This is a genomic window from Pseudomonas sp. PvP001, assembly GCF_040546375.1.
Classification (GTDB): domain Bacteria; phylum Pseudomonadota; class Gammaproteobacteria; order Pseudomonadales; family Pseudomonadaceae; genus Aquipseudomonas; species Aquipseudomonas coleopterorum.
Genome location: NZ_JBEPNQ010000001.1, coordinates 4,374,594 through 4,400,723 on the forward strand (window position 1 = coordinate 4,374,594; position 26,130 = coordinate 4,400,723).

At 61.6% G+C, this 26,130-nt stretch carries 23 protein-coding genes and 1 pseudogene; 12 read left to right on the forward strand and 12 right to left on the reverse strand.

Features of this window, described 5'->3' with window-relative positions:
• Window positions 1–14 precede the first annotated feature (14 nt).
• Together dctA and ABMD26_RS20125 are read right to left on the reverse strand one after the other, a co-directional pair.
• Entirely contained in the window at window positions 15–1,322 is a 1,308-nt protein-coding gene (dctA, locus tag ABMD26_RS20120) for a C4-dicarboxylate transporter DctA (RefSeq protein ID WP_354311393.1), read from the reverse strand.
• Window positions 1,323–1,424: 102 nt separating this feature from the next.
• The gene (locus ABMD26_RS20125; RefSeq protein ID WP_122743414.1) at window positions 1,425–2,594 is read right to left on the reverse strand and encodes a mandelate racemase/muconate lactonizing enzyme family protein; all 1,170 of its coding nucleotides are present in this window, start codon (window positions 2,592–2,594) and stop codon (window positions 1,425–1,427) included.
• A 99-nt stretch (window positions 2,595–2,693) separates the two neighbouring features.
• Here ABMD26_RS20125 and ABMD26_RS20130 point away from each other — a divergent pair, with 99 nt between their 5' ends.
• Entirely contained in the window at window positions 2,694–3,599 is a 906-nt protein-coding gene (locus ABMD26_RS20130) for a LysR family transcriptional regulator (RefSeq protein ID WP_354311850.1), read from the forward strand.
• Here the strand turns inward: ABMD26_RS20130 and ABMD26_RS20135 are convergent.
• Entirely contained in the window at window positions 3,577–4,785 is a 1,209-nt protein-coding gene (locus ABMD26_RS20135) for an MFS transporter (protein ID WP_502948349.1), read from the reverse strand. The two genes, ABMD26_RS20130 and ABMD26_RS20135, sit on opposite strands and share 23 nt — an antisense overlap.
• Window positions 4,786–4,952: 167 nt before the next feature.
• Here ABMD26_RS20135 and ABMD26_RS20140 point away from each other — a divergent pair, with 167 nt between their 5' ends.
• From ABMD26_RS20140 to ABMD26_RS20155, 4 genes are all read left to right on the forward strand, one after another.
• Complete coding sequence (locus ABMD26_RS20140) at window positions 4,953–5,882, forward strand: AraC family transcriptional regulator (protein ID WP_354311397.1); 930 nt, start codon at window positions 4,953–4,955, stop codon at window positions 5,880–5,882.
• A gap of 394 nt (window positions 5,883–6,276) precedes the next feature.
• A complete protein-coding gene (locus tag ABMD26_RS20145) occupies window positions 6,277–6,852 on the forward strand; it encodes a (2Fe-2S)-binding protein (RefSeq protein WP_236690495.1) in 576 nt (191 codons plus the stop codon).
• Window positions 6,852–7,847, forward strand: coding sequence for an FAD binding domain-containing protein (locus ABMD26_RS20150; RefSeq protein WP_056842227.1), 996 nt, complete (start codon window positions 6,852–6,854; stop codon window positions 7,845–7,847). The genes ABMD26_RS20145 and ABMD26_RS20150 overlap by 1 nt, the downstream gene beginning before the upstream one ends.
• On the forward strand, window positions 7,844–10,075 hold the full coding sequence (locus ABMD26_RS20155) for a xanthine dehydrogenase family protein molybdopterin-binding subunit (RefSeq protein ID WP_192000462.1): 2,232 nt from the start codon (window positions 7,844–7,846) through the stop codon (window positions 10,073–10,075). Before ABMD26_RS20150 ends, ABMD26_RS20155 begins: the two co-directional genes overlap by 4 nt.
• A gap of 55 nt (window positions 10,076–10,130) precedes the next feature.
• On the opposite strand, the gene ABMD26_RS20160 is transcribed toward ABMD26_RS20155, so the two are convergent.
• Both ABMD26_RS20160 and ABMD26_RS20165 read right to left on the reverse strand, forming a co-directional pair.
• Window positions 10,131–10,457: a hypothetical protein gene (locus ABMD26_RS20160; protein WP_354311400.1), complete on the reverse strand. Its 327-nt coding sequence runs from the start codon at window positions 10,455–10,457 to the stop codon at window positions 10,131–10,133.
• A 96-nt stretch (window positions 10,458–10,553) separates the two neighbouring features.
• A complete protein-coding gene (locus tag ABMD26_RS20165; RefSeq protein WP_049859873.1) occupies window positions 10,554–10,922 on the reverse strand; it encodes a histone-like nucleoid-structuring protein, MvaT/MvaU family in 369 nt (122 codons plus the stop codon).
• Window positions 10,923–11,174: 252 nt separating this feature from the next.
• On the opposite strand from ABMD26_RS20165, the gene ABMD26_RS20170 reads away from it, so the two are divergent.
• The 3 genes from ABMD26_RS20170 to hpxO all read left to right on the forward strand — a co-directional run bounded on the left by ABMD26_RS20170 (window position 11,175) and on the right by hpxO (window position 14,864).
• Window positions 11,175–11,585, forward strand: coding sequence for a DUF3597 domain-containing protein (locus tag ABMD26_RS20170; protein ID WP_056842230.1), 411 nt, complete (start codon window positions 11,175–11,177; stop codon window positions 11,583–11,585).
• Window positions 11,586–11,818: 233 nt separating this feature from the next.
• The gene (poxB, locus tag ABMD26_RS20175) at window positions 11,819–13,537 is read left to right on the forward strand and encodes a ubiquinone-dependent pyruvate dehydrogenase (protein WP_354311402.1); all 1,719 of its coding nucleotides are present in this window, start codon (window positions 11,819–11,821) and stop codon (window positions 13,535–13,537) included.
• Between the two features lie 169 nt (window positions 13,538–13,706).
• Entirely contained in the window at window positions 13,707–14,864 is a 1,158-nt protein-coding gene (gene hpxO / locus ABMD26_RS20180; RefSeq protein WP_354311404.1) for an FAD-dependent urate hydroxylase HpxO, read from the forward strand.
• Window positions 14,865–14,881: 17 nt separating this feature from the next.
• On the opposite strand, the gene ABMD26_RS20185 is transcribed toward hpxO, so the two are convergent.
• On the reverse strand, window positions 14,882–15,889 hold the full coding sequence (locus ABMD26_RS20185) for a sensor histidine kinase (protein ID WP_354311406.1): 1,008 nt from the start codon (window positions 15,887–15,889) through the stop codon (window positions 14,882–14,884).
• Window positions 15,882–16,322: a response regulator gene (locus ABMD26_RS20190; protein WP_052393423.1), complete on the reverse strand. Its 441-nt coding sequence runs from the start codon at window positions 16,320–16,322 to the stop codon at window positions 15,882–15,884. Before ABMD26_RS20190 ends, ABMD26_RS20185 begins: the two co-directional genes overlap by 8 nt.
• Before the next feature lie 227 nt (window positions 16,323–16,549).
• Here ABMD26_RS20190 and glgX point away from each other — a divergent pair, with 227 nt between their 5' ends.
• The 3 genes from glgX to aroD all read left to right on the forward strand — a co-directional run bounded on the left by glgX (window position 16,550) and on the right by aroD (window position 21,516).
• Window positions 16,550–18,724, forward strand: coding sequence for a glycogen debranching protein GlgX (gene glgX / locus ABMD26_RS20195; RefSeq protein WP_240050007.1), 2,175 nt, complete (start codon window positions 16,550–16,552; stop codon window positions 18,722–18,724).
• 262 nt (window positions 18,725–18,986) lie between these two features.
• Complete coding sequence (locus ABMD26_RS20200) at window positions 18,987–20,534, forward strand: diguanylate cyclase domain-containing protein (RefSeq protein ID WP_354311409.1); 1,548 nt, start codon at window positions 18,987–18,989, stop codon at window positions 20,532–20,534.
• Between the two features lie 94 nt (window positions 20,535–20,628).
• A complete protein-coding gene (gene aroD / locus ABMD26_RS20205; RefSeq protein WP_354311411.1) occupies window positions 20,629–21,516 on the forward strand; it encodes a type I 3-dehydroquinate dehydratase in 888 nt (295 codons plus the stop codon).
• Between the two features lie 50 nt (window positions 21,517–21,566).
• On the opposite strand, the gene ABMD26_RS22285 is transcribed toward aroD, so the two are convergent.
• From ABMD26_RS22285 to ABMD26_RS20225, 5 genes and pseudogenes are all read right to left on the reverse strand, one after another.
• Window positions 21,567–21,653 carry a small membrane protein YohP gene (locus tag ABMD26_RS22285; RefSeq protein WP_442962755.1) on the reverse strand — a complete coding sequence of 29 codons (87 nt, stop codon included), beginning with the start codon at window positions 21,651–21,653 and terminating at the stop codon, window positions 21,567–21,569.
• A gap of 177 nt (window positions 21,654–21,830) precedes the next feature.
• Window positions 21,831–23,058 (reverse strand): annotated as a pseudogene (locus ABMD26_RS20210) (zinc-dependent alcohol dehydrogenase).
• 116 nt (window positions 23,059–23,174) lie between these two features.
• A complete protein-coding gene (locus ABMD26_RS20215) occupies window positions 23,175–24,746 on the reverse strand; it encodes a sensor domain-containing diguanylate cyclase (protein WP_354311413.1) in 1,572 nt (523 codons plus the stop codon).
• A 259-nt stretch (window positions 24,747–25,005) separates the two neighbouring features.
• Window positions 25,006–25,272, reverse strand: coding sequence for a DUF6555 family protein (locus tag ABMD26_RS20220; protein WP_049859886.1), 267 nt, complete (start codon window positions 25,270–25,272; stop codon window positions 25,006–25,008).
• 106 nt (window positions 25,273–25,378) lie between these two features.
• The gene (locus ABMD26_RS20225; RefSeq protein ID WP_134721775.1) at window positions 25,379–25,639 is read right to left on the reverse strand and encodes a hypothetical protein; all 261 of its coding nucleotides are present in this window, start codon (window positions 25,637–25,639) and stop codon (window positions 25,379–25,381) included.
• Window positions 25,640–25,882: 243 nt separating this feature from the next.
• Between ABMD26_RS20225 and ABMD26_RS20230 the strand changes: the two genes are divergently transcribed.
• Entirely contained in the window at window positions 25,883–26,092 is a 210-nt protein-coding gene (locus ABMD26_RS20230; RefSeq protein WP_122743401.1) for a hypothetical protein, read from the forward strand.
• The last annotated feature ends 38 nt before the right edge of the window (window positions 26,093–26,130 follow it).

A 26,130-nucleotide genomic window follows, 5' to 3' on the forward strand; every position in this document is an offset into this window, starting at 1 on the left:
GCGAGCACGGCCTCTCACTTTTGCGCCAGCAGCGCTTTTTTCGCGGCCTTTTCGTCTTTCATGGCTGCCAGTTCACGCTGGCAGGTTTCGGCGTCGAACGAGTTGTCCCACTTTGCAATCGCGATGGTGCCGATGCCGTTTCCGATCAGGTTGGTCACCGCGCGGGCTTCGTTGAGGAACCGGTCGATACCCAGCAGCAACACCAGACCCACCAGAGGAATGGAGTGAATGGTGGTCAGCGTAGCCGCCAGCGTGACGAACCCGGCACCTGCCACGCCCGCCGAGCCTTTGGATGTCAGCAGGAACACGGCCAGCAGAATCATCTGGTCGGCGAACGTCAGGGGGGTATTGGTCGCTTGGGCGATGAAGATCGCTGCCATGGTCAGGTAGATGCAAGTGCCGTCGGCGTTGAACGTGTACCCGGTAGGCAGGACCATGCCCACGACCGATTTCCTGCAACCCAGCTTCTCCAGCTTGACCATCATGCGCGGCAACACCGCCTCGGTGGAGCAGGTGCCCAGCGTGATGAGTATTTCGTCCTTGAAGTAGCGCAGAAACTGCATCAACGGCATCCCCGACCAGCGGGCTACCGCGCCCAGCACGACCACGATGAATATCAGCGTCGTGATATAGAGCGCGACCAGCAACTGGCCGAGGGACAGCAAGGTACCGATGCCGTATTTGCCGATGGTGAACGCCATGCCGGCGCCTGCGCCGAGCGGCGCCAGGCGCATGACCATGGCGACGATCTTGAACAGCCCTTGCAGGAAGAGATCGATGGTATTGATCAGCGGCTTGCTGACTTCGCCCAATTGAACCAGCGCGATGCCCATCAGTACCGACAGCAGTATGACCTGCAGCATCACGCCGTTGGAAAACGCACCGACGAAGGTGTGCGGGATGATGTTGAGGAAGAATTCGACCGTACCGCCTTGTTCGCTGGCCGCCTGGCTGTATTTGTTGATGGCACTGGCGTCGAGTGCATTGACGTTGATGTTCATGCCGACGCCGGGCTTGACGATATTGACCACGATCAAGCCTACGACCAACGCAATGGTCGAGAGGATCTCGAAGTAGATCAGGGCTTTCACGCCGATGCGGCCAACCTCCTTGATGCTGCCCATTTTTGCGATGCCGACGACGACGGTACCGAAAATGATGGGTGCCAGAAGCATTTTGATCAGCTTGATGAAACCATCGGCAAAGGGTTGAAGCTTGGCGCCGATGTTGGGGGCGAAATAGCCGATGGCGGCACCGATGACGATGCCGATCAACACTTGGACATACAGCTGGCCGTACCAGCGAGATCTGGAGACTTCCACGAGAGCACCTCATTTTATTGTTGTGATGGGCGTGTGGCGTGGCGTCGGTGTCCGACGCCGGCGTCTGCGGCCTGTTCTGGGCAGGCCGCAGAAGGGCTGCGGTCAGCCTTCGCCCAGTTCGCGCATGACGGCGTACAGGGCCGACTTGGCTTCGAAGCCGACGCCCGGAATGTCCGGTAGGCCTACATAACCGTTTTCGACCTGGATGCCGTCGGCGAAGCCGCCAAATGGCTGGAACACATCCGGGTAGGATTCGTTGCCGCCCAGGTGCAGGCCGGCGGCGATGTTCAGCGACATCTGGTGGCCACCGTGCGGCACCACCCGACGCGAAGACCAGCCCAGCTCTTCCATCACCTTCAGGGTGCGCATGTATTCCACGAGCCCGTAGGACAGCGCGCAGTCGAACTGCAGGTAGTCGCGATCGGGGCGCATGCCTCCGTGACGCAGCAGGTTGCGGGCGTCCTGATGGGAAAACAGGTTCTCGCCGGTGGCCATGGGCAGTTCGTAATGATTGGCCAGTTCGGCCTGGAGGGCGTAGTCCAGCGGATCACCGACTTCCTCATACCAGAACAGGTTGTACTGCTTGATCGCTTCGGCATAGGCGATGCCGGTCTGCAAATCGAAGCGGCCGTTGGCATCCACGGCCAGTCGACGACCATCGCCTACCACCTCGAGAACGGCTTCGATACGGCGGATGTCTTCATCCAGCGGTACGGCACCGATTTTCATCTTGACCACGTCGTAGCCGCGGTCCAGATAGCTTTGCATCTCGGCCTTGAGCTTGGTCTGGTCCTTGCCGGGATAGTAATAACCACCCGCCGCGTAGACCCAGACCTTGTCGTCCGCGACGCCATTACGGTAGCGGTCCGCCAGCAGGCGATACAGCGGCTTGCCTTCGATCTTGGCGACCGCATCCCACACCGCCATGTCCAGGGTGCCGACGGCAACCGAGCGCTCGCCATGACCGCCCGGCTTTTCGTTGGTCATGAGGGTTTTCCAGATGGCGAACGGATCGAGGTTGTCGTTTGCCGAATCGATCAGGGTGTCGGGATCGGCTTCGGCGATGCGTGCCAGGAAGCGGTCACGCATCAGCGCGCCCTGACCGTAACGACCATTGGAGTTGAAGCCATAGCCGATCACCGGCTTGCCATCGCGAATCACGTCCGTGATCACGGCCACCACCGAGCAGGTCATCTTGGAGAAGTCGATGTAGGCGTTGGCAATGGGGGAGGCAATGGAGACGGTCTTTTCACGAATGTCCACGATGCGCATGGAGGGTTCCTCTTGTTGGTTGTGGCCTCACGTTATGCTTTGCGCAGTCACCCGCCCAATGCTATTAATGCCGAACCCTATGCACAGAAGGCATGGCGCGTGGAACTCGTCTGGCTTGAAGATCTTTCGGCGCTTGCCGAATACGGCAGCTTCGTGCGCGCCGCCGAAGCACGTCACATCACCCAGCCGGCTTTCAGCCGCAGGGTCCGTTCGCTGGAAAACTGGATGGGTGTGGAATTGCTCGTGCGCACGCCCCATGGCGCAACGTTGACGGAGGCAGGGCGCAAGATTCTACCCGGCGCGCAGGAGGCGGCCCGGCACCTTTACCGGCTGCGCAACGAGGCTCAGGAAGTGGCGGGCGTGTCGGCCCGGTCACTCAAGTTCGCTGCGACCCATTCGCTGTCGTTCACGTTTTTTCCCAAGTGGCTGCGCAGCTCCGAAACCGGTGCGCCGATCGAAGCGGTCCAGCTTCATTCCGACAGCATGGCCGTCTGCGAGCAGATGCTGATACACGGCCAGGTTCAGTTTCTGCTCTGCCATCGTCACCCCGACGTCCCACCGCTGCTGGCTCCCGACCAGTTCGTCAGCAAGAAGGTGGGTGAGGATGTTCTGGTACCGCTCGCCAGTGCCGGCGTTCATGTCGGTACGTCGCCGGCGGCACTTCCTTACCTGGCCTATACCCATCAATCAGGTCTGGGGCGGATCGTTGCCCACCGCCTTCGGGGCAAGGAGGACTACCTTCATCTGCAGCCTCTGTTCAGCAGCCATCTCGCGGCCGTCCTGATGTCGATGGCGCTGGAAAGCAAAGGCGTCGCCTGGCTACCCAAGAGCCTGACGGAGCAGGAAGTTCTGGAAGGACGCCTGGTAAGGGCGCTCGGCGAAGACTGGGACATACCGCTGGAGATTCATTTGACTCGGCCAAAAGGCCATCTGGGCCAGTCGGCCGAAGCGTTCTGGGCAAGGGCGGGCAGTGATCTGGCACCTAGTCCGTTGCCGCGCGGCTGAAAGCCGATGCACGGGATGTGGCGCGTCCTGCAATCGCCGCCAGAATCGCGGCCATTGCCAGCAACGCTGCGCTGGACTCGAAGGTTGCACGGTAGCCGCTTGCGTCGAAGATCAGCCCGCCGACGATGGCGCCTGAGGCGATGGCCAACTGGATGATCGCCACCATCAGGCCGCCGCCGGCATCGGCGTCGTCTGGCAGTGTCTTCGCAAGCCAGGTCCACCAGCCCACCGGTGCGGCCGTCGCCACCAGTCCCCAAAAACCGAGCAGTACAGCGGTTACCGTCGTCGAGCTGCCGAAGGCAACCAGCGCCAGGGCCACCGCTGACATCAGCAGGGGAATGACGATCAGCGTGCGGTGCAGCCCATGCTTCAGGAAGGCCTCGATCAGGAACGTTCCGGCCAGCCCGGCCACCCCGAGCCCCAGGAGCATCAATGAGAGGGTGGAAACGCTGACGTGCGTGACCGTTTCCAGAAACGGACGCAGGTAGGTGAACAGCATGAACTGGCCCATGAAAAACACGCTGATCGCGAGCATGCCCAAGGCGACGGGTGCAGTTTTCAGCAAGGGGAGCACATTGCTGCCGCTCGATCCGCCTTGCGGTTTCATGGAGGGAAGGCTTGCCAGCAGCCATGCACAGGCCACGACGGCGATGGGGAGCAGCGACAGGAACGCGCCGCGCCAGCCGATCAGGGCGCCCAGAAAGCTGCCCAGAGGGGCCGCGACTACGGTCGCCAGTGCGTTGCCACCGTTGACGATGGCCATGGCCCGAGTGATCTGCTCTTGTGGGACCAGGCGCATGGCGGTGGCTGCCGACAAGGACCAGAATCCGCCAATCGCGACGCCGATCAGGGCCCGGCCGATCATGAATACCCAATAGTTGGGCGCGAACGCCACCACTGCGCCGGAGACGATCATCAGCACGGTGAGGGCAACCAGCAGTGGTCTGCGGTCCACTCGAGCGGCAACGGATGCGATCAAGAGGCTGGTGAACAGGGCAAACAGCCCCGATACGGAAATGCCCTGACCCGCCTGGCCCTCGGTGATGTGCAGGTCCGAGGCGATGGGGGTGAGCAGGCTGACGGGCATGAATTCCGAGGCGACCAGTACGAAGGCGGCCAATGACATGGCGAATACCGCGCCCCAGGATCGAGGGGGCTGGGTGACAGGTGTCGGAGACCTTTCCATCCGATGTTGCCTCTCCACTGAGTGTTGGGATGTGCATTCTCCTGTGCTCATGAGACGGTCTGTAGCGCATTTCACTGGATTACTTGCCTGATTCGATGAGTGTTCAGGGCGGGGCGGGACGGACAGTCGAGGGCGGGTTAAAGTCGATGCAGGAGCCCGAGGTGCATATGACCCACACAGTCGACACAGTTTTCCAGCCGGTATCGGCGCCAGAAAGGCTGGCCCGCATGATCGGTTCGCGCATTGCCAGCCCAGGTGATTACCCCACGGACATTCCCGGACTCGGGCTTTTCAGGCGTGATCATCCCGCACCGCCGGTGACCTGCATGGTGGAGCCGAGCATCATCCTGGTGGCGCAGGGCGAGAAGCGTCTGTGGGTGGGCGGGGAGGGCTACGAATACAGCACGTCGAGGTTCTTGATCACGTCTCTGGATCTGCCGGCCAACTCCGAAGTGCTCGTCGCAAGCCCCGACAAGCCCTGCCTGGGGCTGACGTTGAGGCTCGATGTGCGCATGCTCGCCGAGCTGATCGCGCTGAGCGATCTGCCCGCAGCCCGCGATCGGACTCCTGTCAGGGTCAGGGTCAGGGGCGTGGGTATCGGGTCGGTGACCGTGCAGATGCTCGGTTCGCTGGAACGTTTGCTGGCGTTGCTCGATGAGCCGGAATCCATTGCGGTACTGGCGCCGCTGATACAGCGTGAAATCCACTACCGCCTGCTGCAGAGCGATCAGACCGGACGGCTCAGGCAGATCACTTCGGTGGATGGGCAGGGGTATCGAATCGGCAGGGCCATCGATTGGTTGAAACTCAACTATACGTCGCCGCTGCGTGTCGACGAGCTGGCGGCAAAGGTTCAGATGAGCACTCCGACCTTTCATCATCACTTTCGGCAACTCACCTTGATGAGTCCGTTGCAGTATCAAAAATGGCTGCGGCTCAACGAAGCCAAGCGTTTGATGCTCAATGAACATCAGGACGTATCCAGCGCGGCGTTCAAGGTCGGCTATGAGAGTCCATCACAGTTCAGTCGCGAATACCGTCGTCTGTTCGGCGCGCCGCCCAAGCGTGACATCGCCGTCCTGCGTGGCGAGGGCTAGCCCGGCGCTGCGCGGGTATCGTTCCTTCCTTTCATTGGAATAGGCAAGAACGCGCTTCGATTGGGCAAGGGCCTTGTTGTGGCCGAATGCATACTGAAGGTCTTTGTGCTGATTGCGTTCGCAGGACTGTGACGGGCGCGGTCCCCTCGGCGGCGCGTGACGTGCGACACGCTTTGAAACCAAACCGCGAACCGACCTGACGTACGACATCAACCAATGGTGCTCTCCAGATGTCTGCACCTAGGCACAGCAAGACCGTGATTCGTGACATAAAAAAATAGATGAGGACCGCTACATGACCGATCCGACCGAAAAGACTTCCTCAGATCCCGAAGGCTCCGGCGAGCTGTTCAAGGAACTGACCACGCCGTCGCGCCGCAACTTTCTGCGGACCATGGGCATATCGGGCATGGCGGCTGCGACTGCGCCGGTCTGGGCCCAGGCCGCACAGCTGGCGCCCATCGATGACAGCGAAAAGCCGCTGGCCAAGGGCGAGCAGCGGATCACGCTCAAGGTCAACGGCCAGCCGCACACCCTCAATGTGCCTGGCAATGCCGTGCTGCTGGACGTGCTGCGCGATCGCCTGCAGCTGACCGGCACCAAGAAGGGCTGTGACCATGGCCAGTGCGGCGCCTGCACCTTGCACATCAATGGCCAGCCGGTGAACAGCTGCCTGTCCCTGGCGGCCATGCACCAAGGTGACGAAATCACCACCATCGAGGGGCTGGAGCGCAATGGTCAGCTGCACCCCATTCAGGAAGCCTTCTGGGCCCACGACGCGTTTCAGTGCGGTTACTGCACCTCGGGCCAGATGATGACGGCCGCGGCGATCATCAAGGACCCGAACATCGGTGCCGATGACGCCAGCGTGCGCGAAGCCATGAGCGGCAACATCTGCCGGTGTGGCGCGTACAAGAACATCCTTGCCGCCGTGCAGGATGCCCGTGGCAAAGTACAGGGAGCCAGCTGATGAGAGCCTTGGAATACACCCGCGCAACCAGCCCCGAACAGGCCGTTGCCACCCATGCCCGCAACGAAGCCACGGCGTTTCTGGCCGGTGGCACGACGCTGCTCGATCTGGTCAAGATCGACATCATGCAGCCCGATCGAGTGATCGATGTGCATGCCCTGGCGCTGGATCAGGTCGAGACCTTGAGTGACGGTCGCACCCGCATCGGCGCCATGGTCACCAATACCGGACTAGCCAATCATCCGCGCATCAAGAGCGACTATGCGGTGCTGTCCCAGGCGCTGCTGTCGGGAGCCACCACGCAGCTGCGCAACAAGGCCACCACGGCCGGCAATGTCATGCAGCGCGTGCGTTGCAACTACTTCCGCGACGGCGTTTCTGCCTGCAACAAACGTACACCCGGATCCGGCTGCGCTGCCATCGGCGGGCACAACCGCAGCGTGCACGCCGTACTGGGCACCAGCGATCAGTGCATTGCCACCCACCCGTCGGACATGTGCGTGGCCATGGCGGCGATCGGGGCCACCGTTCAGGTACAGGGCCCCAACGGCAAACGGGAAATCGACTTCCAGGACTTCCATCTGCTGCCTGGCGCGACGCCCTGGAAAGAACACGCCCTGCAGCCTGACGAATTGATCACGCACGTCACATTGAACGCGCCTTTGGCGGGCGGCAAATCCGCCTACCTGAAGCTGCGTGATCGTGCTTCCTACCAGTTCGCCCTGGCCTCCAGCGCGGTCATTCTGGTGATGGACGGTCAGGTCATCCGTGAGGCGCGCATTGCCCTGGGCGGCGTCGGCACCAAGCCGTGGCGTGCGCTCGAAGCCGAGCGTGCGCTGCGTGGCGCGGCGGCGACCCCGGAGAATTTTGCCAAGGCCGCGGCCATTGCCCTGCAAGGCGCCAAGCCGTATGCCCACAATGCCTACAAGATCCCGCTGGGGCAGCAGGCCATCGTGCGCAACCTCACCACACTGGGCACAGGAGCCATCGCATGAGCGAGTCAATCATGGGGGCATCCCCGCGCCGCGTCGACGGTCGCCTGAAGGTCACCGGTGCCGCGCACTATGCGGCCGACCATCAGCCCAAGGGCATGGTTTTCGCCTACGGTGTCTACAGCACCGTAGCCAGTGGCTCGATCAAGTCCCTGGACATCGACGCTGCACGGCGCTCGCCCGGCGTGCTGGAAATTCTGCACCACGGCAATTTTCCCCAGGCGTTCCATACTTCGCCCGTGCCGTTTTCCCTGGCCGGCGTGCTGTCGGGCTCGCGTACCGATGAAAAAAGGCTGCCCTTCGAAGACAACGTGGTGCGCTATGCCGGTCAGTTCGTGGCGCTGGTCGTGGCCGACACGTTCGAGCACGCCCGTGAGGCGGCCTACAAGGTCAAGGTCAGCTACAGCGAAAGTGCCGCTGCAGCCAATCTTGAGCAGGGTCTGAAGCGCAAGGCGGCTGCCGATGGTGGGCAGGGTCACAAGCGCGGCGATCCGGCCGGTGCGTTCGACGGTGGTGCACAGACGGTCGACGCCACCTACACGACGCCGGTGGAAACCCACAACCCGATGGAGATGCACGCCACCGTGGCCATGTGGGACAACGGCAAGTTGGTGGTGTACGAATCGACCCAGTCGGTAGTGGTCCATCGCAACACGCTGGCGCAGATTTTCGGCCTGCCGACCGAGCGCGTAGAAGTTCGCGCACCGTTCATTGGTTCGGGGTTCGGCGGCAAGCTGTGGATCTGGCCACACTCGGTCGCAGCCTGCGCCGCTGCCAAAGTCGTTGGCCGCCCCGTGCAGCTGGTGATTCCACGGGCGCAGATGTTTACCACCGTAGGCCATCGTCCGGAAACCCGGCAGCGCATGCGCCTGGCCGCCGATGGCAAGGGCAAGCTGGTGTCGCTGCGGCATGAATCGCTCAACACCACTGGCATCGGCGACCAGTACGTCGAAAACTGCGGGGGCATGAGCGCCAGCCTGTATTCGTGTGCCAATGTCGAGGTCACCCACGGCACGGTCCAGGTCAACCGCGGGGCACCGACCTCGATGCGTGCGCCGGGTGCGGCACCTGGTCTGTTCGCGCTGGAGTCGGCCATCGACGAGCTGGCCGAGCGCTGCAAGATGGACCCGCTGGCGTTCCGTCAGTTGAACTGGGCCGAGCAGAACGAGCAGGAAAACCTGCCCTGGTCGGGCAACCATTTGCGCGAAGCCTTGGCTCAAGGTGCGGAGCGTTTTGGCTGGGCCAATCGCAAGCCCGGTATCGGCAGCATGCGTGATGGCCACGAGATCGTCGGCTACGGCATGGCGCAGTGCAACTGGGATGCCTTCCGCACACCCTGCGAGGCGCGGGTTTCGCTGACCGCCGACGGCCGTGCCGTGGTGTATTGCGGGGGCCAGGACATCGGCACCGGTACCTACACGGTGCTCGCCCAGTGTGTCAGCGACATCACCGGTCTGCCTTTGGACAGGATCACGGTGGAGCTGGGTAATTCTTCCTATCCACCCGCGCCGGTTTCCGGCGGCTCCTGGATGACGGCCAGCGCACTGCCCGCCGTGGCCGAGGCCACCCGTGCAGCGCTTACCCAACTCAAGAGCTTTGCCGCTTCCGAGGAGGGTGGGCTGCCCAATGCCAAGGCGGAAGCGATCACGGTGAGCAACGGTCGTCTGCAGGATGGCTCGACCAGCCTGGAATTCGCCGAAGTGCTGAAGAAGCTCAAGATCGCCAGTGCCGAGGGTGAGGCCCATACCGGCATGGCCGACACCAAGAAGCACGCCTTCAGTTCGTTCGGCGCGCATTTCGTCGAGGTTCGCTGGGATCCGGGCATCTCGCGCCTGCGGGTGTCTCGTGTGGTCAGCGCCATCGACGTCGGCAAGGTCATCAACGGCAAGACCGCGCGTAATCAGGTCGAAGGGGCGATCGTCATGGCCATCGGCATGGCGTTGTTCGAGTCCACCGACTACGACGAGCGCAATGGCATGCCGGTGAACAATAACTATGCCGAATATGTAGTGCCGGTGCATGCCGACCAGCCCGAGATCGATGTGATTCTGCTCGATTACCCGGACTACAACCTCAACGAGTACGGTGCGCGTGGGGTCGGTGAGATTGGTGTGACCGGTTTGGCGGCGGCGGTGGCCAATGCGGTCTACCATGCCACTGGCAAGCGGGTGCGCAACCTGCCGATCACCCTGGAAAAGCTGATGGATGGCGTCCCAACCGTCAGCGTCTGATCGCTGTATGCCGCGCCGGGGTATTCTCGGCGCGGTCCAGCCTTGCCGTGGCGCGTTACTTCAGCGATGCCTCATCCAGCCCCGCATACCAATCCGCATAAACGGTATTGCGCGCCATGCGTCGATTCATGTCGGCGCTGCCGTCGGTCCACCACACTTCGCCCCGTTCGCCCAAGGCCTGCTTGGCGGCGTCGACCTGCGCCCGCGCCTGTTTCAGTGCCTGGGGATCTTCGGCTTGTTTGGCAGCCTTGACGGCTCGTCGGGCATCCATCAGCGCGTTGACCCAGTGCTGGCGCACGTCTTCGGGAAGGGCAGGATTGCTGCAGCGCCAAAGCCGACCGCGTACTACGAAATAGCGTCCATCGGGCGTGGTGGGATACATCGGCAATCTTCGGAAGGGAGGGTATCGGAAGGGAAGGGGCAGTCCGGCAAGCGGGCCGCATGACGCCGCCTGCCGGTGGGTGTGACTTAGGCTCCCCTAGCTCAACCAGCTTTCAACGGTGTCGGAACCGTATTCGGCTTTCCATTCTTTCAGCGTCTTGTGATTGCCGCCCTTGGTTTCGACGACTTCACCCGAATGCGGGTTTTTGTAGGTCTTCAAGGAGCGCGGCTTGCGGGTTGCCTTCTCGGGTGCGGCAGGGGCTTTGGTCGATTTGCCGCCATGCTGCGGATCGAGAATGGAGACGATGTCCTTGAGGCTTTTATTGTATTCGCCCAACAACGCACGCAACTTGGTTTCGAACTCGATTTCCTGTTCCAGACCCTTGTCGCCTTTCATGGCTTCGAGTGCGGCAAGTTGTTCGGCCAGATGACGTTCGAGTTGACGGTATTCAGCAAGTTTGGACATTGGTATCCCCAGGCATGGATCGTGGTGTGGATCGTAGATAAGAACGGTAAAGGTATCGAGGAAGGATTCTGGCGCAGTATGCGCATTCACGCCACAACTAAATAACGTGTTTTAACACTTTAAGTCACATCGCAGGGGAGGTGGGTGTGGGGAATGTCGCCGATTCGATAAAACTTTTCGGCAACCCGGGGGGTCAGGTCTTAAGTAGGCTGTCGAATCCACGGCAGCAGCCAAGAAATCTGGAGATACGAAATGAGCTTTTTTAGCAGCATCCTCGAGAAACTGGGTATCGGCAAGCACGCGGTTCCGGACGCAGACGCTTCTACGCAAACCCCTGCCGCCCCGGCGCCAGGTGCCTCTCCAACCACCACCGTGACCAACCAGCCTTCGGCTGCGCCGATTACCCAGGTGGATGTGGCTCAAAAACTCGAAGCGCTGGCCGCCAATCACGGCGAGACGCTGAACTGGCGCACTTCGATCGTCGATTTGCTGAAACTGCTGGGTCTGGACAGCAGCCTGACCGCTCGCAAGGAACTTGCCGAAGAATTGCACTACACCGGTTCGACCGATGACTCGGCGGCCATGAACACCTGGTTGCATTCGGCTGTGATGAAAAAGCTCGCCGAAAACGGCGGCACCGTGCCAGCGGAATTGCTGAACTGATAGTTCGCTCAAGCTTCGCGTAGCGCTTATTAAGAAGGCCCGACATCTGTCGGGCTTTCTTGCGTTTGGATACCCTTCTCCTTCAGGGTGACCCAGGCCTTTAGTGTCAGTGATAAAAGCTCGGTGCGGAGAAATGAACGGGCCGATCCTATATTTTTGTTAATAAATCGGTTGGAACACCGTCGGCAGGCCGGTACTCAGATCCTTGAACTTATATTTCGAAGGAGCGCCGAATGCCTACCGCAGCCGATTTCATGGTCAATACTCTCAAGCAAGCCGGCGTCAAGCGCGTCTATGGCGTCGTCGGCGATTCATTGAATGGTTTTACCGATTCGATGCGTCGGCTGGGTGGATTGGACTGGATACACATGCGCAACGAAGAAGCCGGTGCGTTCGCTGCCGGTGGCGAAGCTCACCTTACCGGTAAACTGGCGGTGTGTGCCGGCAGCTGTGGCCCGGGCAACCTGCACTTGATCAATGGCCTGTTCGATTGCCACCGCAGCGGTGTGCCGGTGCTGGCCATCGCGGCGCACATCCCCAGCAGTGAAATCGGTATCGACTACTTTCAGGCGACGCACCCGGAATCACTGTTCAAGGACTGCAGCCACTATGTCGAGCTGGTCTCGCGTGCCGAGCAATTGCCGCAGATTCTCGAGCGCGCCATGCGCGTGGCCATCAGTCGCCGCGGTGTGGCGGTGGTGGTGATTCCAGGTGACGTGGCACTGAGCCCACTTGAGGCTACGGTGAGCCAGTGGATCGCGCCACCGAAACCGGTCGTGGTGCCCGAGCCCGCCCAGATCGATGAACTCGCCCAGTTTCTCAACGGCGGCAAGCGTGTGACGCTGCTGTGCGGTGCCGGCTGCGCAGGCGCCCACAGTGAAGTCGTCGCCCTGGCCAAGCAGCTCAAGGCGCCGATCGTGCATGCGCTGCGTGGCAAGGAACATCTGGAGTACGACAACCCGTACGATGTGGGCATGACCGGTCTGATCGGCTTCGCCTCCGGCTTCAATGCCATGAAAGAGTGCGACACCCTGTTGATGCTGGGTACCAACTTCCCTTACCGGCAGTTCTTTCCCGAACATTCGCGCATCGCTCAGATCGACCTGCAGCCGGAAGCCCTGGGTAACCGCTGCCCGCTGGCCATCGGCCTGATCGGTGATATCAAGCACACCGTGCAGCAACTGCTGCCACGCCTTGAAGAACGCACCGACACCATGCACTTGAACAAGGCGCTGGCGGACTACGACAGCGCTCGAAAGGGTCTCGATGACCTGGCCGAGAGCGGTCCGAACAGCACCATCATCCATCCGCAATACGTCAGCCGACTGGTCAGTGAGCTGGCAGCCGAGGACGCTGTGTTCACCTGCGACGTGGGCACGCCCACGGCCTGGGCCGCACGCTACCTGAAGATGAACGGCAAGCGCCGTCTGATCGGCTCGTTCAACCACGGTTCGATGGCCAATGCCATGTTGCAGGCCATCGGTGCGCAGGCGGCTTACCCGCAGCGTCAGGTGGTGTCGATGTCCGGGGATGGCGGCTTCAGCATGATGATGGGGGACTTCCTGACCCTGAGCCAGGCCAACCTGCCGGTGAAGGTGATCGTGCTCAACAATGGCACCTTGGGCTTCGTTGAGATGGAGATGAAGGCCAGTGGTCTGGTGGACGTTGGCTGCGAGCTGAAGAACCCCAACTTCGCCACGTTCGCCCAAGGCATGGGCATCAAGGGTATTCGCGTAGAGAAGCCGCAGGATCTGCGCGCGGCCCTGGTCGAGGCGTTCGAGCACGATGGCCCGGTGCTGGTGGACGTGGTCAGCGAGCGTCAGGAGCTGATCATGCCGCCGGAGATCACCGCGGCCAACGTCAAGGGTTTTGGCCTGTTCATGATGCGCGCGGTGCTCGACGGGCGCGCCAAGGAGCTGGTGAACCTGGCCAAGAACAACCTCCTGCGTTGAAGCTCGGCGCTGCAAACCGGTGCGCATCCAATGATGCCGCACTGGTTTGACGCCGGTAACGTGCCGCATTCGCTGCATCAGCGGACGTGACCTCTGGTGTTGAAGGTTCCTGATCACTTGGTCAGCTTTTTGCACGGTGATTGGCAAACCCGATCTCAGCGGAGAGACCATGGAATCCTTGAACATCGTCATTGCCGGCGCCGGCATGGGCGGATTGACCGCCGCCGCTGCCTTGCAACAGGCCGGCTATCAGGTGCACCTCTACGAGCGTGCGGCAGAACTCGCTCCTGTCGGCGCAGCGATTTCCATCTGGCCCAACGGCGTCCGCGTGCTGGATGCACTGGGCCTTGGAGACTCCATCGAGCAGGCTGGCGGGCACATGCAGAGCATGAGCTACAGTGATCATCAGGGCCACTTGCTCACGCGGTTCGACCTGCAGCCTTTGTACACTTACGCTCGACGCCGGGCGTTTCCCATTGCCCGGGCGCGCCTGCAAAACATTCTGCTGGAATCGGTCGGGATGCAGAACGTGACGCTAGGCGTTGCGTGCGTGGACTATGAGGAAAACGAGACGCACGTGCAGGTCAGGTTGTCGACGGGTGAAACGGTAACGGCCGATCTGTTGATCGCTGCCAACGGTACCCATTCGTTGCTGCGCGATACCATCGCCGGGGAACCGGTTCCTAGACGCTATTGTGGCTACGTCAACTGGAACGGCAGGATCAAGGCAGCGCCGGACCTGGCGCCTGCCGATGAATGGGTTCAGTACGTGGGCGAGCACAAGCGGGTGTCGTTGATGCCCATGGGCAACGATGAACTGTATTTCTTCTTCGACGTGCCGTTGCCAGCAGGCACACCGAACGTTCGTGAGCACCATCGTGCGGAACTGGAGCAGCATTTCGCGCATTGGCCCGAGCCGGTTCAGCGTCTTTTGCAGCGTCTGGACCCCGCAGCCGTGGCCCGTGTGGAAATCCACGACACCGCGCGGGTGCCCCATCTGGTCAGTACACGGGTCGCACTGTTGGGCGACGCGGCCCATGCCATGACGCCGAACATCGGGCAGGGCGGTTGTCAGGCCATGGAGGATGCCTGGGTGCTCGCCCGCTGCATCGAGCGCGAACGCACGCCGGCGGCTGCCCTGGCGGCCTATGAGTCGGCGCGAGCCGATCGGGTGGCGAACCTGGTGACCAAGGCGCGCAAGCGGGCGGCGATCATCCATGGCGAAGTGCCTGACGAAACCCGGGAATGGTACGCACAGCTGGCAGAGAGCGATGGCAGCGACATTCTGGCCGGGCTGATCAAGACCGACGAAGGCAGCCCGTTGTAGCGGCGCCTGCAGTCGGCCTAGGGATGCGGCAAGGTCAACGTCACCACGGCGCCGCCCGCGTTGCTGCGGTGCAGGACTGCGCCGCAGCGTTTGGCCAGTGCGCCGATCAGGCCCTGGCCACTGAGCTTGGGCCGTGTTGCGCCGCTATCGCTGAGCTGCGCCGCAGCAAACCCTTGCCCACGATCCCGTACCGTCAACTGCAGCTCGCCGCTTGGCAGGCGCTTGAGTGAAAAATGGATCTGGGTCGCGTGACGATTGCCATGGCGAATGGCGTTGGCCACCAGCTCATTGACGATCAGCCCCAGGTCCGATGCCAGTTTGAAGGGCGCGTAGGCGGTGTCGGCGTCGGCGGTGAAATGAATCCTGTCATTGCTTTCCGCTTCGATCGAAGCACGGATCAGATGGGGCAGGTAATGCGCCAGGTCCACGGTGCCCGAAGCACTGCGATACAGTTCGGCCTGCACCGTACCGACCCCCTGAATACGGGCGATGGCCGATTCGAGCAACTGCCGAGCTTCGTCGCCCTGGGCGCGCAACTTCGACATCTGCAGGAACGCGATGATCAGTTGCAGGTTGTTCTTGACCCGGTGGTTGAGCTCGGACACCAGCACGTCCTGATGGGCTTCGAGTTCTTTCTGTGCGGTGATGTCGGTGCAGCTGCCGAAGTAACCGGCGAACTCGCCCTGGCGGTAGAACGGTGCGCCGTGGTCAAGGAACCAGCGGTAGACGCCGTCATGTCGGCGCAGGCGATAGGGCGTGCTGAAAGACACGCGGGCATCGAACGCCTCTTCATAGTTTCGTGTACACAGGTCCAGGTCTTCTGGGTGTATATCGTCGCTCCAGCCGTATCCGCAGAGTTGCTTCTGCGTCTTGCCGGTGAAATCGAGCCAGGGTTTGTTGAACCAGTCGCACTGCTTGTCGACACCGGCACGCCAGATCAGTACCGGCGCGTTGTCGGCCAGCTCGCGGAACTCGGTTTCACCAAGCCCTGTTCCCGGGCGCAAGAGATCCGTGGGTTCACTCATGTTTCTTTCCATATAGGCCGCGCGATTCGGTGAAGAGCTTCAAAGGCACTGGCAGCGGTCGGTTCAAGGGCAGTTCACCCTGGACCAGCGCGTGCACGATGTGGGCGCTGCGTGACAGGTCATTGGGGCTGTAGGGCTTGGACAGTAGCCCGAGCGCATAGCCACTGTTGGCCTTGGCCACATCGATCTGGCCACTGACGAACAGCGAGTGGATATTGAACTGCTCGTAGAGCGTCTGCGCCAAGCCTACACCTTCGTCGTGACCGTCCAGATTGATGTCGACGAATGCAATGTCGATGCCATGGTTTTGCGCCAGCAACAGCGCGCCAGCCACGTCATACGCGGGGCCGATGATCTCGTGGCCATCTTCCTCCAGCGCTATCTCGGCCAACAGCGCCAGGATTGGATCGTCTTCTATCAGCAGGATACGCATTGGGTTAACTCATTCTCTTCAAGGGCGCTTGCGCTCTTCTTGCAAAGCTTGTTCTAAGAGCACCATTACGCGCGTGCGTTCAATCAAGCATCAGGGCTTGCAGGAATGGGCATAAAGAGCGTCTGAAAAATATCCTGAACTGTTACGCGGCGCGCGCTTCTATCAATAGACCGTTTTGGTCGTCTACCCAAGAGCTCAGGCTCAACCTATTTCCGGAGTGTTTGATCATGTCTGATCAATCAATGAATGACAGTGCGTCGAGCCAGGAACGTCCCGCCAGCCGTGTGAGCGAGGGCTTGCCGTACCCATTGGGCGCGACCTGGGATGGGTCGGGCGTCAACTTTGCAATTTTTTCGGCCAATGCCACCAAAGTCGAGCTGTGCCTGTTCGACGCCGATGGCGTGGAAGAGATCGAACGCATCGCGTTGCCTGAATTCACCAACGAGATCTGGCACGGTTATCTGCCCGATGCGCGCCCGGGCACGTTGTATGGCTACCGTGTGCATGGTCCGTACGACCCTGCCAATGGTCACCGTTTCAATGCCAACAAGCTGCTGATCGACCCCTACGCCAAGCAGATTTCGGGCGAGCTGAAGTGGGACGACGCGCTGTTCGGCTATATCGTCGGCCACGAAGACGGCGATCTGTCGTTCGACGAGCGCGACAGCGCGCCGTTCATGCCACGCTGCCGCGTGATCGACCCGGCCTTCACTTGGGGCAGTACGGCCAAGCCGAACGTGCCGTGGGAAAAGACCATTTTCTACGAAACCCACGTGCGCGGCTTCACCATGCGTCACCCCTCGGTGCGTGAAACCGAGCGTGGCACCTTCGCTGCCTTCCACGAGAACGACGTGGTGGAATACATCCGTTCCCTGGGTGTGACGTCGGTGGAACTGATGCCAGTGCATTATTTCCTGGATGACAATCATCTGCTGGAAAAGGGCCTGCACAACTTCTGGGGCTACAACACCCTGGGCTTCTTCGCGCCCCATGCGCGCTACATGGCGGGTTCGTCGATCGGTGAATTCAAGGTCATGGTCTCGCGCTTCCACAAGGCCGGCCTGGAAGTGATTCTCGACGTGGTCTACAACCACACGGCCGAAGGCAACGAGATGGGTCCGACCCTGTCGCTCAAGGGTATCGACAACGCCAACTACTACCGCCTGATGCCGGACGATGCGCGTTACTACATCAACGACACTGGCACCGGCAACACCCTGAACATGAGCCACCCCTGCGTCCTGCAGATGGTCACCGACTCCCTGCGCTACTGGAGTTCGGAAATGGGCGTGGACGGTTTCCGGTTCGACCTGGCGACCATTCTGGGCCGCGAAGCTCACGGCTTCAGCGAAGGCGGTGGCTTCCTCGACGCCTGCCGTCAGGATCCGGTGCTGGCCAAGGTCAAGCTGGTCGCCGAGCCTTGGGACTGCGGTCCGGGCGGCTACCAGGTGGGCAACTTCCCGCCGGGCTGGATGGAATGGAACGACAAGTTCCGCGACATTTCCCGTGCGTTCTGGAAGGGCGACGACGAGATGCTCGGCGATTTTGCGAAGATCTTCCTGGGCTCGGGCGACCAGTTCAACCGTCGCGGCCGCAAGCCGGCGTCGTCGGTCAACTTCATCACCGCTCACGATGGTTTCACCTTGAACGACCTGGTGTCGTACAACGAGAAGCACAACGAAGCCAATGGCGAAGACAACCGCGACGGTCACTCCGACAACCGCTCGTGGAACTGCGGTGTCGAAGGCCCGACCGATGATCCGGAAATCGTCGCTCTGCGCTACCGCCAGATGCGCAACCTGCTGGCGACGCTGTTCCTCGCCCAAGGCACCCCGATGCTGCTGGCCGGCGACGAGTTCGCGCGTACCCAGGGTGGCAGCAACAACGCCTATTGCCAGGACAGCGAGATCGGCTGGGTGGACTGGAACATCAGCGAGCAGAGCACCGAGCTGCAGGACTTCGTCAAGTACCTGATCGAGCTGCGCAACCGCTACCCATTGCTGCGCCGCAATCGCTTCTTTACCGGTGCCTACGACGAAAGCCTGGGCATCAAGGACGTCAGCTGGATCCAGCCCAACGGCAGCGAAATGGGTGTCGAGCAGTGGCAGGACGGCAGCAACCGCTGCATGGGCATCCTGCTCGACGGTCGCACTCAGTCAAGTGGTATCCGCCGCGCCGGGGTCGACCATTCGTTGTTGATCGTGGTCAACGCGCACCATGACGTGGTCGGTTTCACCCTGCCGGAAGTACCGGAAGGCAAGCGTTGGATTCTGCAACTGGATACCAACCAGACCGACTTCGAGGCAGGCGAGTCGTTTGATTTCGGTACCGAGTACGCCGTTACCGGGCGTTCGGTGCTGATGTTCGAACTGGCCAAGCCATCGACCAAGAAGCGTCGTTAACAACGTAATACCCGAACGCCCCGATGCGGTCATCGACTGACCGCATCGGGGCGTTTGTCGTTGTGCCGTTTTGATTGCAAACGGGTGACCAGCCGCTGTAGACGCTAAGATGGCAATTTGCTAGCTTTCGAGGCAAGGGCGACTGCTCATGCAATCCGCCGCCATGCCTGTCGTAGAAAGAGCCTGTCGTGCGCCAGCATGATCTCTTCGACGATTCTCACCCTTACAGTCTGTGCACGCTTGTGCGCTGGATATTGCCACGATGTTGATCAGACGCCGCCCATCGCTCGCAGGTTTTATCGGCCTGGCGTTCGGCTTGATCGCATTCTCGGCATTTTCTCTGTTGCGCTCGGAAATCCAGCGGCAGGAAACCCGCTTTTCGGAGTACGTACAAAGCATCGCGAGCAGTGTGCGCAACCAGCTCGACACCAACGATGCGGTGCTGGCCGGGTTTGCCGCGTTCCTGCAGGCGGTCAAGCAGAGCGATACCGACGCGGCCGCTCGCTATGGCGCTGCCGTGCTGGCGGCTTATCCGCACATCTATATGCTGGAAGTGGCGCGCAGTGTGCCTCAGGACGAGCAGTGCAATTTCGCAGCCCTGCTGCGGCGCACCTGGTTGCCGGATTTCCAGCTGAAGGATTTCACACCGCCTGCGCCTGTGGTCGATTCCCGCAGTGGCATGAACACGACATGGCCGATCCTCTTCATGTCGCCGCAGTTGCCGGAGACCAATGTGATCTACGGCGTGAGGCTCGAGACCGTCCCCTATCTGAGCGACGCCTTGGTGCGTATCCACCAGAGTTCCGTGCCGGTGGCGACGCCCGTTTTCGCTCTGTACGAAGGTGGCGATGCCTACATTCTGATGAAATCGGTGTTGCGCCCCGAAGAGGATGCTCAGAACACGCTGCCCAACTTCTTCGGCAGCACGATGGTAGCCATGCTGGTGATCAGGACCGACGCGCTGCTGGGGGCGATCGTCCGCCGCAACAGCGATCCGCGAGTGGCTGTCAGCGCACGGTTGCGCAGCGATGATCACAACACCCAGGTCGTGGCCATGGAGGCAGCGCCGAGCCGTTGGTGGGACGAACTGGTCTTGCCGCGGCTGACCGATGACGTATTCGTCGACAGCCCGACGCAACCGCTGTCCTTGACCTTCCAGCGACAACTGAGCCTGGCGGATGTGCTTGGCCCCGAAGTACTGGTGATCCTCAGCGTACTCCTGGCGAGCCTGGTACTGGTACCGCTGGTGCTGGTCAGGCATTTTTCGGCCATCGAGGCGGCTGCACTCGAACACGAGCGTTCGGCGTTCCTGGCGACCCACGACGTATTGACGCAGTTGCCCAACCGCTACCTGTTGGCGGATCGCTTCGCCCAGGCGCTGAGCCAGTGGACGGAGCAGGGCATTCCCTTTGCGGTGATGTTGATCGACCTCGACCACTTCAAGCAGATCAACGATGAACGAGGTCATGCGGTGGGCGATCAGGTCTTGCAGACGTTGGCCAAGCGCATGCGCGAGGCGATTCGCGACTATGACACGGTGGCGCGCTACGGCGGCGACGAGTTCGTGGCGCTGGTCTCGGACCTGGCCAACCCGGATAGCGTGATCCTCAAAGCGCGGCAGTTGCTGCACGCAATCGAGCAGCCGATCGCCACCTGCGTAGGCCAGTTGTCGCTGTCGGGCAGCATCGGTATTTCCCTGTGTCCTGTGCATGGGGAAGACCTCGATACGTTGCTCAAGGCGGCGGACAAGGCCATGTACCACGTCAAGCTCGACGGTCGGCAGGGTGTGGCCATGGCGGGTGCGGCCTGAGCGGCAGTCTTCTTGAACCACCAGGCGGTGAGTCTCTCGAATGCTCTATTGCGCGCCTTCCAGCCTGGAAGGCCGGTGTTCTGGAGGACGTGCCTTGCAACGTCGTCGTTTTCTCGTGGGCAGCGCCGTCGCCGCTGCCAGCATGCCCTTGTCATCCGTCGCTTTCGCCGCCCAGCCCGCGACCTTGCAGGTCCCCTCGGCGACACCGGGCAGCGCTGTGCTGACCGTCAGATCGCTCCGGATCGGTGAGGGCGCACCCAAGATCATCGCGTCCATCACCGCCGCAACCGACCGTGAAGCGCTTGATCAGGCCCGTGACATCGGCGCTGCGTCACAGGTGGACATGGCTGAACTGCGTTTGGATCATCATCCACAGGGCCACCTGGGCGAACGGATGAAACCGTTGCTGGCCCGTCTGGTGGGTGTGCTGAACGACAAGCCTCTACTGGTCACCTGGCGCAGCAAGGAGGAGGGGGGTGAGCGTGAGCTGGCCGATGCCAGGTATTTCAACCTCTACGCCGAGCTGCTGCACACCGGTCATGTCGATCTGTTGGACGTGGAGATGATGAAGCCACAGGCGGCCGTCGAGAACATCGTCACGCTGGCCCATGAACGGGGTGTGGCGGTGGTGCTGTCCAACCATGATTTCAACGCGACGCCCAGCCACGATGTGATCGTCGAGCGTTTGCGTCGGCAACAGACATTAGGCGCTGACATTCTCAAGATCGCCGTGATGCCCAACAGCAAGGCGGACGTGTTGACGCTGATGGCGGCCAGTCAGCACATGCAGGCTCACCATGCCAAGCGTCCATTGCTGACCATGTCGATGGGGCCGTTGGGCGTATTGTCGCGGTTGGCGGGGCAGTTGAGCGGATCGGCCCTGACCTATGCCAGCCTGGGCCAGGCATCGGCGCCGGGACAGCTGGAGGCTGCTGCGGTACAGAACGTATTGGACGTGGTGGAGCAGGGTTCGCAGAGCTGAAAGGAGCAGCTGGGGCGGACAGGGGCGCTCGATGAGCGCCCCGGCAGGAATCAGAAGACCAGCTTGAACAGGCCGATGACCACGACCAGGCCGATCAGGAAGATGATGCCGACGGTGCTGCCAAGAAACTTCAACATAGGGATGACTCACGGTAATGGGTTGTTACAGCTCTAGACAGCGGCTCGCAGTGCTCGTTTCATTTCATGTGAACGACGGTATCTTGTGTATCGCCGCCTTTGCATCACCAAGTCAGGCCCCCACCTTGGGCCGGACAAAGCAAGGCCGAGCAGAGCTCGGCCTCGTGGTGCGATGCTTCAGAGCGCCGGAACGACACCGGCGGTGGATTCGACGACGGGCGCTTCGATGGTCGGCGAGCCCGGTGTGAGAATGACCTTGCGGCAATCCTCTTCCTTCTTGTCGAAGATCTTGTAGCCTTCGACTGCCTGTTCCAGGGACATGCGGTGGGTGATGATCGTCTCGGGCGTCAAGCGGCCCGCTTCGATGTGCTCCAGCAGCTCGGGCAGGTAGCGCTGAACGTGGGTCTGGCCCATGCGGAAGGTCAGGCCCTTGTCGAACGCATCGCCGAACAGGAAGCCGTGGATGAAGCCGGCGTACACGCCCGGCACGCTGACCACGCCGCCACGGCGCACGGCCGCGATGCACTGGCGCAACGCCTTGCCGCTGCTGCCTTCAAGCTTGAGGGCGGCAAGCACGGTTTCGGTGGTGCTGCCCTTGGCTTCGAAGCCCACAGCATCCACGACGCCATCCACGCCGCGCGAGCCTGGCGTCTGACGGATGATGGTGTCGGCCGGATCGTCGTCTTCATCGAAGTTGATCGGGATCACCCCATAGGCCTGTTGCGCATAGGCCAGGCGGTAGGGGTGGTGGTCGACCATGAAGATGCGCTCAGCGCCCAGCATGCGTGCGACGGCAGCGCACAGCAGACCGACCGGGCCAGCGCCGTAGATGGCGATGCTCGAACCCTTGCCGATCTCGGTGTTTTTCACCGCCTGGAACGCGGTGGGCAGAATGTCCGAAAGGAACAGCACCTTCTCGTCCGACAGGGTGCCAGGCACCTTGAACGGGCCGGTATTGGCCTTGGGGACACGCACGTATTCGGCCTGGCCGCCGGGCACGCCGCCGTACAGGTGACTGAAGCCGAACAGCGCTGCGCCCGATGGAATCGACTTCTTGTTGAGGATCGCACCGCGGCCGGTGTTGGTGGTTTCGCAGGCAGCGAACAGATCGATGTTGCAGAAGAAGCAGCTGCCGCAGGCGATGACGAAAGGAATGACCACGCGATCGCCCGGGCTGACCGCGGTCACCGCTGAGCCAACTTCTTCGACGATGCCCATGAATTCGTGGCCGAAGATGTCGCCGTGTTCGACCGTGGGAATCTTCCCTCGGTATAGGTGCAGGGTCCGAGCCGCAGATGGCAGTGGCCGTGACTCGCAGGATGATGTCGTCGGCATCCTGAAGCTCTGGATCGGGAACCGTGTCGACTTTGACGTCGTGAGCGCCGTGGTAGGTGAGTGCTCTCATTGTTCGCGTAGCCTCTTGATCGGAATCGGGGGGGTGTTAGTAGCAGAGGTATACGAAACACGGGAAGTTCAAGCCGATGTGTCCAATGGGTTCGCGGGATCGGGTCGAGGCGCTCGTCACGTTCCGCCCTGAGTGGCGCAGGCGTGCCAGCGATTGCGGCCCTTGTGTTTGGCGGTGTACAGGCAGGCATCGGCGGTTATCAGCATTTGCGCGGCCGTGACCCATTCCACTGCCGGCTGGGCAGCGGTGATGCCGGCGCTGACCGTGACGTGCCCCGCAGGATGATCCAGGTGTTCGACGCCCAGGTCGCGAATGGCCTGCAGGATCGCCTCGGCAACCACGCCCGCGCCTTCCAGATCGGTACCCGGGAGCAGCACGGTGAATTCTTCGCCACCATAGCGCACGGCCAGGTCGGTAGGGCGCTTGAGCACCTTCACGATGGCGTCGGCCACCTGGCGCAGGCAGCGGTCGCCGGCTGCATGGCCATAGCGATCGTTGTAGCGCTTGAAGTAGTCGACATCGAGCATGATCAGCGCCAGCCAGCCGTGCTGTCGGCGAGCGCGGCCGATTTCGGCCCCCAGGGCCATGTCCAGCCGCCGCCGATTGCCCAGGCCGCTGAGGCTGTCGGTCAGCGCCATGTCACGCATGATCTGATGGGCCTGGCGCAGTTCCTCCTCGATGGCGATGCGTTCGCGCAGCTGCTTGAGCACGATCATGCCGAAGCCGCTCAAACCGGCGATCAGCACCAGCAGCACCAGGCCGGTCTTGAGCAGGTCGCGCCGCCAGGGGCCGATGTAGGATTCACGCGACAGCCCGGCTTCCACTACCAGCGGATAGCTGCTCAATGCGCGGTAGGCATACAGGCGGTAGGTGTTGTCGACCACCGCCTTGACCTCGACCACGCCTTCGTCGGCCACCGGCAGATAGCGTTTGAAGATCTCGCTGTCTTCCAGGGTCTTGCCCAGCACCGGCGCAAGGAACGGACGCCGCACCAGGATCCGGCCGTTGCGCAGCGCCAGGACCAGCGCGCCGCGATCGTCGATCTTGAAGTCGCCGTAATAGTCGACGAAGTAGCTGACCCGAATCGTTCCCAGCAGCACCCCGGCGAAGCTGCCGTCCGGGTTATTCAATCGGCGCGAGATCGGCAGGATGTATTCGTCCGTGGAACGGCTGCGCACCACGTCGCTGATGCGCACGTTCGGATCGGTGTGGGTGCGGTGGTAGTTGAAGTAGTCGCGGTCGGCGTTGTTGGCCGCCTCCGGCGTACCGGTCTTGTCGGTCACCACCCATTGTCCGCTGGCGTCGTAGATGAACAGCCCATGCAACTGCGGCATGATCCGCGCCTGTTGCTGCATCAGCGCATGAATGCGCGGCACGTCCATGTTCTGCAGGCCGTCACCTTGCACGCGCTCGGCCAGGGCGTCGGTCAGTACGTCGACCTGGCGAATCGCATCTTCGGCATGCTGGGCCGTGGCACGGGCCAGGTTGGTGACCGAATCGCGTGCGGTGGCGAACGCCTGCTGATAGTCGCGCCAGGCGCGCCAGCCTTCGACGCCCGTGAAGGTGAAGATGACCAGCACGATGAACGTGACGGTGAGACGAAACAGGGCCGAATTGCGCCCTGCGTGCCGAGACAATGGCTCGGCGCTTTCGTCGCTCGTGGCATGTAGCGGATTGCGTCCTGGCATGAAAGGCCTCATGGCTGCGCCGTGTCGCGGCGCGAGGTGTCCTGTGCGGCATTTTCGACAATGCGGCAAATGAGCGTGTCAGTGGCAGACTAGCTCAGCGGTATCGAGGTCGGAAGGCTGGGAGGGTTCAATGGTGCAAACGATGGACGAGTAAGACTCTTCCGGGAGACTGAGGAGGGCTGCGTGGGCAAACCCCCCTACAGGGTCATGCAGATGCGGCTGAGACGGCAGGCGCGCGGCGAAGCGGAGATCGTGCGACTCAATGCGCTGCTTCGGTCCCTGCTTCTTCGCGCGCCTGTTGACCGGACGGCCTCCAGCGCACATCGGTAATCCCATACTGCTCGGCTTTGGGCTTGCTGACCTTCTGCACCCGTTCGCGGCCGAACTTGGGGATGACACCGACCCCTGCGTCACAGCTCGCCCAATGCCAGGCATCGGCATTGTTCAGCGTGGGTAGACGAATGATGAACGACTTTTCCGCTCCATGGAGCCTGTAGTCAATGATGAACAGCGTTGGGTTCGGCATGGTGATCTCCTGCGTTGACTCATCATTGAGTTGTGACACGCAGGAAAGATTCAGAAAATGTGCAGGACGGCGACGAGTTGCCGCATACCTGGCAAGCCCTCTGCAATCAGGTGCGGGCGGCCCATTCGATATCGGGCATGACTTCCAGCGGCGCATGGGAACCCTTGCCGCGAATTTCGTTGACCGCATGCAGCACCAGCAGCCGAAACAGAATGATGTCTTCGTATTCACGCGGCGAAAGACTGCGCTCTACATGGGCTGGAACGTTGGGGTCGGTCAGCGTCAGTTTCAGCAGGCCATCGTGGAGTTCGGTTTCGTGTTTCAGGGGCGGGTCAAGCCCGGCGAGTACCGCTTCGATGGAAGCCATGGAATCACCCTTGACGGACGGTGTTGAGGAGGCAGCGAGGAACCGGCAAAACGCCCGGGGCTGTAAGAGCTATAGCTGATAGTGGCTGAAAGCGCCTGTTCATTGCCATTAGTTTTTCAACTTCCCTTTACGCATTTTCATCGCTACACCGTTGGACATCCAGAAGTGTTTTTCGATGCCTTGGCCGATGCTTTTGAGTAAGCTGGCCGCACTTGCAACGGACGCAATGGAGGCTGGGCGCTGATGACCGAAGACCAGGCCAACTACAAGCGGTTGCTGACGCTGATAGAGTGCGCCGAGTGGCAAGCCTTCACCAGTGAAGACGGCTTTGCGCTGCGCGCCCTGCTGCTGGTCGGCTATATCGTGACCACGGTGACCGGAGACGGCCGCACGCGGCTGGCCCTTACCGTCAAGGGCACGCATTACCTCAAGGTGCTGCGCAGCGAGTCGTGATCGGCGCGGGCCTTTTCGCTCGTCGATGTGCTCAATGC